Annotated in this window: 4 protein-coding genes; 3 read left to right on the top strand and 1 reads right to left on the bottom strand. The window is 71.5% G+C overall.

The window, feature by feature from the left end; translation table 11 throughout:
* The first annotated feature begins 148 nt into the window (after nt 1-148).
* Nucleotides 149-571: an Imm1 family immunity protein gene (locus AC07FN_RS45650; protein WP_478401339.1), complete on the top strand. Its 423-nt coding sequence runs from the start codon at nt 149-151 to the stop codon at nt 569-571.
* 223 nt (nt 572-794) lie between these two features.
* On the opposite strand, the gene AC07FN_RS45645 is transcribed toward AC07FN_RS45650, so the two are convergent.
* Nucleotides 795-2,270, bottom strand: coding sequence for a serine/threonine protein kinase (locus AC07FN_RS45645; RefSeq protein ID WP_478401338.1), 1,476 nt, complete (start codon nt 2,268-2,270; stop codon nt 795-797).
* Nucleotides 2,271-2,377: 107 nt separating this feature from the next.
* On the opposite strand from AC07FN_RS45645, the gene eccD reads away from it, so the two are divergent.
* Nucleotides 2,378-3,754 (top strand): type VII secretion integral membrane protein EccD, encoded by a 1,377-nt coding sequence (gene eccD / locus AC07FN_RS45640; RefSeq protein ID WP_478401337.1) that lies wholly within the window; start codon nt 2,378-2,380, stop codon nt 3,752-3,754.
* Nucleotides 3,755-3,758: 4 nt separating this feature from the next.
* Nucleotides 3,759-5,198: a type VII secretion protein EccB gene (gene eccB, locus AC07FN_RS45635; RefSeq protein WP_478401336.1), complete on the top strand. Its 1,440-nt coding sequence runs from the start codon at nt 3,759-3,761 to the stop codon at nt 5,196-5,198.
* Nucleotides 5,199-5,825: the final 627 nt, after the last annotated feature.

Here is a 5,825-nt window from a genome sequence, read left to right as displayed (position 1 = left end):
CGCCGCGACGACATCCACGAAGCGTTCCTCGGCCTGGCCACATGCATCATCTGCTACCGACACACCAAAACCCTCTGTTAGGAACTCTTAGGGTCAAGGACGGGAGCAGCCCAAGCGGGAGGCTCTACCGAGGCAAGGAAGGGAACAGATGACCATCGACGCCCGTTGGGCCGTGTTCGCCGAGGACGGTTCGGAACGCGGGGCGAATCTGCTCGTGGAAGACAGGGAACAGGTGCGTGAGCTCGTCGAGCTGCTCGCTGACCCCGCCGCCGATGTGGCACGGTTGATCCACCGCGACCGGCCGCTGTGGGACGTTGAGCGCGGGTTCTTCGACCACGACGTTTACGCCACTGTTCGTGACGGGTTTGGGTACCTGAGCTACCAGGACGCGACGCGAGACAAGGCTTACCCGGTGGGAGACACCGCTTCGGAGGGCGCGGAATTCGACGACGACGAATTCCCATCTGGTTCAGGGCTGCCGATGGGCCAGTTCATCGAGGTTCTCGACGAGTTCCTCACCAGTGCCGCCCGGCCCGCCTCGGTCGTGTGGCGCGAGACTTGGGACGAGTGATCCGTTCGACGATGGCGGTCAGCCCTTGCATGCGTCGATGAGGACGCGCGTCGAGCACACTGTCCCCGTTGCGGTTTCGCGCGGAATCACCCCCAGCCTGCCGCCCCGGTCCGCGAACAGTAGAGCCTTCACGTCGACCCACTCGATCGGTTCGCGCAGAGGACAATAGGGAATCAAGTAGCGGTGGTGCCGCAGGGAATCGAGGCTGCCGCACGCCGCGGCTCTAGAGGTTGCAGCGGGTGCCTCGGATTGGGATCGGGTCGCTGGTGTAGATGTGCTTTCCGTCCGTGGCTCTCACTTGGAAGCAGTACCTCCGGGTCGGGTCCACCGGCACCACCTTGGTGCGGTCCCGGTTGGCGTTCAGCACCATCGTGTCGATGCGCTCGCCCGCTACCACCACCGCGAAGTCGAGGTCGCCGTCGGCTCGCCAGGTCAGCTGGACCTGGTCGCCCCGGTCTTCCGGTGGGGCCACTTCGAGGTTCACGTCCGGCTTCGGGTCGGTCGGCTGCTGCGGCGGGGGAGCCGCGACCGCGGTGGCCGCGGATTCGGCTTGCGTCTCCGGTTCGCCCGACCCGACGAACAGCGGCACGGCCGTCAGCCCCAGGACGACCACGCCGGCGCCGACCAGGATGCCGGTGCGCCGCCGGTTGTGCGGGCGCTTGCCGGATTTCGACTCGCCGCCGAAGGTGTGGACGAGGGTGCGGCCGGGTGGCACCGGTTCGGCCACCTGCGGAGCGTGCACCGATGGGGCGTGTCCGGCGGCCACCGGTGGGGCGTGTCCGGCGGTCGGCGGGTGGTGCTGCGCGACTTCGGCGAAGTCGTCGAACTCGGCGGCGGGTTCGTCTTCCTCGTCGTCGGCTTCGCCGGAGTCGTGGCCGGGTTCGATCGCGCCGCCGCCCGTCGCTCGCTGGATCCTGGCGAACAACGCCATCAGCATCGCGGCGCCCTGCGGCCGGTCCGCCGGGTCCTTGGCGAGCAGGCGACCGACCACATCGGACAGTTCGGTCGGCACCCCGGAGGCCCGGATCGGAGGCACCGGTTCCCGCAGCACCTGGAGGATCCGCTCGCCGGGCTGCTGCCCGGTGCGGTGCGGGAACGGCGGCGCCCCCGTCAGCGCGGTGTGCAGGATCGCGCCCAGCCCGTACAGGTCGGATGCCGCGGAAATGGTGTCCTCGCGCAGCGTTTCGGGGGCGGTGTAGGCCACCGCGTGCATCGGGTCGCGCGGAAAACGGCGGCGCAGCGCCAATCCGAAGTCGGTGAGGACGAATTCGCCGGACCGGCGGTACAGCACGTTGTGCGGCGTCACGCCGCCGTGCAAGATGTCCGCCCGGTGCGCCGCGGCGAGCGCGGTGGCGATCGTCGACCCGATGGCGAGCACGTCGCGCAGGGACAGCGCGACGCCGGAGTCGAACAACCCGGCCACCGAGCCCCGGCACAGCTCCATCCGCACGCCGGAGCGCCCGTCGCGGTGCTTGATCACGGCGTCGACGGGCAGGATCGGCCGCACCTCCCGCAGTGCGTCGAGCGCCTTGCGCTCGCGGTCCAGCCACGCCGTGGTGTCGGCGTCGAAACCTTCGGCGAACATCTTGATCGCGACCGCGCGGCCGTCATCGACCAGCCGGCCCGCGTAGACCTTGGCGGTCGGACCTTCGGCGAGCAGCCTCAGGTCGCTCACCGCGCCGCTGCTCTCGATGCTCATGCGCCCATTCTCCAGGAGTGCGGCCGGTCTGCGGCGAAAGTCGCGCAACGCGGCAGGTTCCTGCCTTCGCCACCCGCGATCGCCCGCCGCGGTCGAAGCTTTCGACCATGCAGACTACCGGCCTGGTCAGAGTGACCATCGCCGCTCCACGGCGGCGAATCGACATGGCGTTGCCAGAGCACGCGGCCGTCGCCGAGCTCCTCCCCGGCCTGCTGGCGCGCGCGGGCGAAGGCCTGGCCGACGACGGCGTCACCGGCGGCGGCTGGCAGCTGCGGAGGGTCGACGGGACGGCGTTCGACCTGGACCGGACGCTGGGCTCGCACCGGGTGCGGGACGGGGAAGTGCTGCACCTGGCGCCGCGCCGGATCAGCTGGCCGGAGCTGGAGTACGACGACCTGGTGGACGCGATCGCCACCGGATCCGGCCACACCGGCCGGGCGTGGGGGCCGCGGCACACCCGGTTGGCGGGACTGGCGGCCGGTGCGGCGGCGGTGCTGCTCGGCCTGATCGCGGTGTTGCGCGCAGGCCCGCCGTGGACATCGCCCGCGCTGTGGGCCTTGGGCACGGCGGTGTTGCTGCTCGCGGCGGGCGTGGTGCTGGCCCGCGCAGCCGGTGATGCCGATGCCGGGGCCGTGCTGGCGGGGGTCGCGCTGCCGTTCGCCTTCGCCGGTGGGGGATTGCTGCTGGCCGGGCGGAATCCGGTGACCGAGCTGTCGGCGGGCCACGTGATGCTCGCCGGTGCGTCGCTGCTGTTGGCGGGCCTGGTGGGCTACCTCGGCGTGACAGCGGCGCAGGCGCTGTTCGCGGGTGCGGTCACCGTCGGCCTGCTCGGAGTGCTCGCCGGCTGGCTGGCCACGATCGACGGGTTGGCGGGCTACCAGGTCGCGGCCGTGGTCGGCGGCGGGCTGCTGGCACTGTCCACAGTGTTCGCCCCGCTGGCGTTGCGGCTCGGCAGGGTGCCGATGCCGGTGCTGCCGCGATCGACGGCGGATCTGGTGCGCGACGACCCGCCGCCACCCCTCGAACTGGTCCATGCCGCGGTGGCCAGGGCGGACGGGTTGCTCACCGGAATGCTGACCGGGGCGTCGGTCGTGGCGATGTGCTGCCTGGTGGCGCTGGCCGGCAGCGCCGATGCGAGCTCGGTGGTGATGGCGGCGGTGCTTGCCGTCGGATTCCTGCTGCGCGCACGGCTTTACCCGATCCTGCGGCAACGGGTGCCGTTGCTGGTCACCGGGATGTTCGGCGTCGGCTGCCTGGTGGTCGGCCCGGGCGTGACGGCGGCGGGGCTGGTGTTCGCCGGGCCGCTGCTGCTGGTCGTGGCCGCCGCGGTGATCGCGGCCGGCATCCTGCTCAGCACTCGCGCCGCGAACCCCTACCTGGGCCGGTTCGCCGAGTACTCCGAGATCCTGGTGATGGTCGCCATCGTTCCGGTGGTGTGCGCCGTGCTCGGACTCTACGGCTACGTCCGCGGGCTGGGGGGCTGAGCGCATGGCGTCGAAGCGAGATCAGCTGCAGGCGTACCAGTTCCTCGTCCAGCGGGCGATTTCCGCCCTGGTCACCAGGGAAACCGATCCGGAGCAGCCGCCGTTCCGCAGGCCGACGGGCGCGGTGCTCGCGAGCATCGCGCTGGCCATCGTGTCGCTGGCCTGCGTCGGCGTGTACGGGATGATCGTGCCGGGCGGCAACAACGCCTGGCGCAAGGACGCCGCGGTGATCGTGGAGAAGGAGACCGGCACCCGGTACGTCTACCTGAACGAGCGGCTGTACCCGGTCGCCAACTACGCGTCCGCGCTGCTGCTCCTCGGCGATCACCGCGCCACGCAGCAGGTTTCCCGGAATTCCCTCGCCGACGTGCCTCGCGGGCCCCGCATCGGCATCCCGGGCGCGCCCGACGCGCTGCCGGGCCCGGACCGGCTGCTGACCGGCTCCTGGTCGCTGTGCTCGGCACCGGCCAGTGACGTGGCGGGCAGCAGGATCGAGGAGTCGGTGCTGCTGGCCGGTGCCGAACCGGGCGGTGGCGCCGGGCTGGGCGACCAGGCGCTGCTGGTCGAGCTCGCGCCGACGGGCGAGCGCTACCTGATCTGGCGCGGCCGGCGGCACCAGATCAACGCCTACGACGCGGTCGTCGGCACCGGTCTCGCGCTGACGTCCGAGCCGTGGGCGCGGGTCGGGCAGGCCTGGCTGGACGTGCTGCCCGAAGGCGCCCCGATCGAGCCGCTCGCGGTGGCGCAGGCCGGTGAGCCGTCCGCGGCGGTGCCGGGGCGAAGCGACATCCGGGCCGGGATGCTGCTGGTGGTGCAGACCTCGGGCGGCGAGCAGCAGTACTACCTGGCGGAGCGGGACGCTCTGCGCCCGATCACCCAGCTGCAGCACGACATCCAGCTCGCGGACGCGCAGACGATGCTCGCCGCCTATCCCGGTGGGGAGCCGAAGGCGGTGCAGCTGGCGCCGTCGCTGGCGGCCACGGCACGGCGGCTCGACCCGGCCGTGGCAGCTGCGGGCTCGGCGCCCGCCACGCGACCGTCGGTCGCTCGGCTGCGGGACCGGGAGGCCACGGTGTGCGCCACCTTCGGCCAGGGCGGGGCGGTGCCCCTGCTGGTGGTCGATCCGGTGCTGCCGCCGGCCGATCCGATGACGGCGACCACGCGCCGGAGCGCGCACGGAACGCCGCTGGCCGACCGGGTGCACGTGCCGCCGGGCTGGGCCGCGGTGGTCGAGGCGATGCCGTCGGAGCAGGCCCCGGCGGGCACGCTGACCATGGTCACGGACATGGGGCGCCGCTACCCGCTGGCGACACCGGAGGTGCTGCGGATGCTCGGCTACGCCGCGGCCCGCCCGGTGCGGCTGCCGGCGGGCCTGGTGGCCCGCCTACCGGAAGGCCCCGCCCTGGACCCCAATGCCGCCATGCGCCAAGCCCCGGCCGGATGACGCCTGGGGGAACTGCGCCGGTCAGCGGGAACGCCGACCGGTGCAGTGCCGATCGCCCGGGCTGCGCAAGGGCCGTAAGCCCTTCGGGTTGTGGTGGAAGTGCGGTACGGGCCGTGTCTTTGGCGAAGCCGCTTGTGGCCGCGTGGTGCGTGGTGGCGTTTTCGCGCGAAACCGGCGTAGAACGCGATCCCGGCTTCGGCGACAAGCGCTGGAGGATCGCGGTAGGCGGCGTTCACAGTGCCGGCGGCATGGCTTGGCGCCGTCCGGGAGGCGCACCCTGACGGCGTGCATTCTGGTGATGAACCTGACCGGGGTGGGGGGCGTTCTCCAACTGGGTCCTGTACGCGCGCGAGCACCTCGGTCTGTCCGCCACCGGCTTCGGCCTGTTCACTCCGTTCGGGGGCGCTTGCACGGCCGTGCACCTGCTTTCGATGCTGACGTGGACCGCGCTGCGGCACGCAGCACCGGATTCAGCCTGACATCGAGGTGGTTCTACCGCAATTTCAATGGAAATCAGACCTCTGATTTCCATTGAGCCTTTTTCAACCTGGTTTGTGCAGGTTGGGTGGGTGTGGCGTGTCGGTGCGTGAAAAGTAGTGAAGCTCCTGGTAGCTGGATTGTCGACCA

Source organism: Saccharopolyspora sp. NPDC045941 (assembly GCF_056431445.1).
Note: the sequence above shows the minus strand (reverse complement) of the source record. Positions and strands in the feature narration are given on the sequence as shown.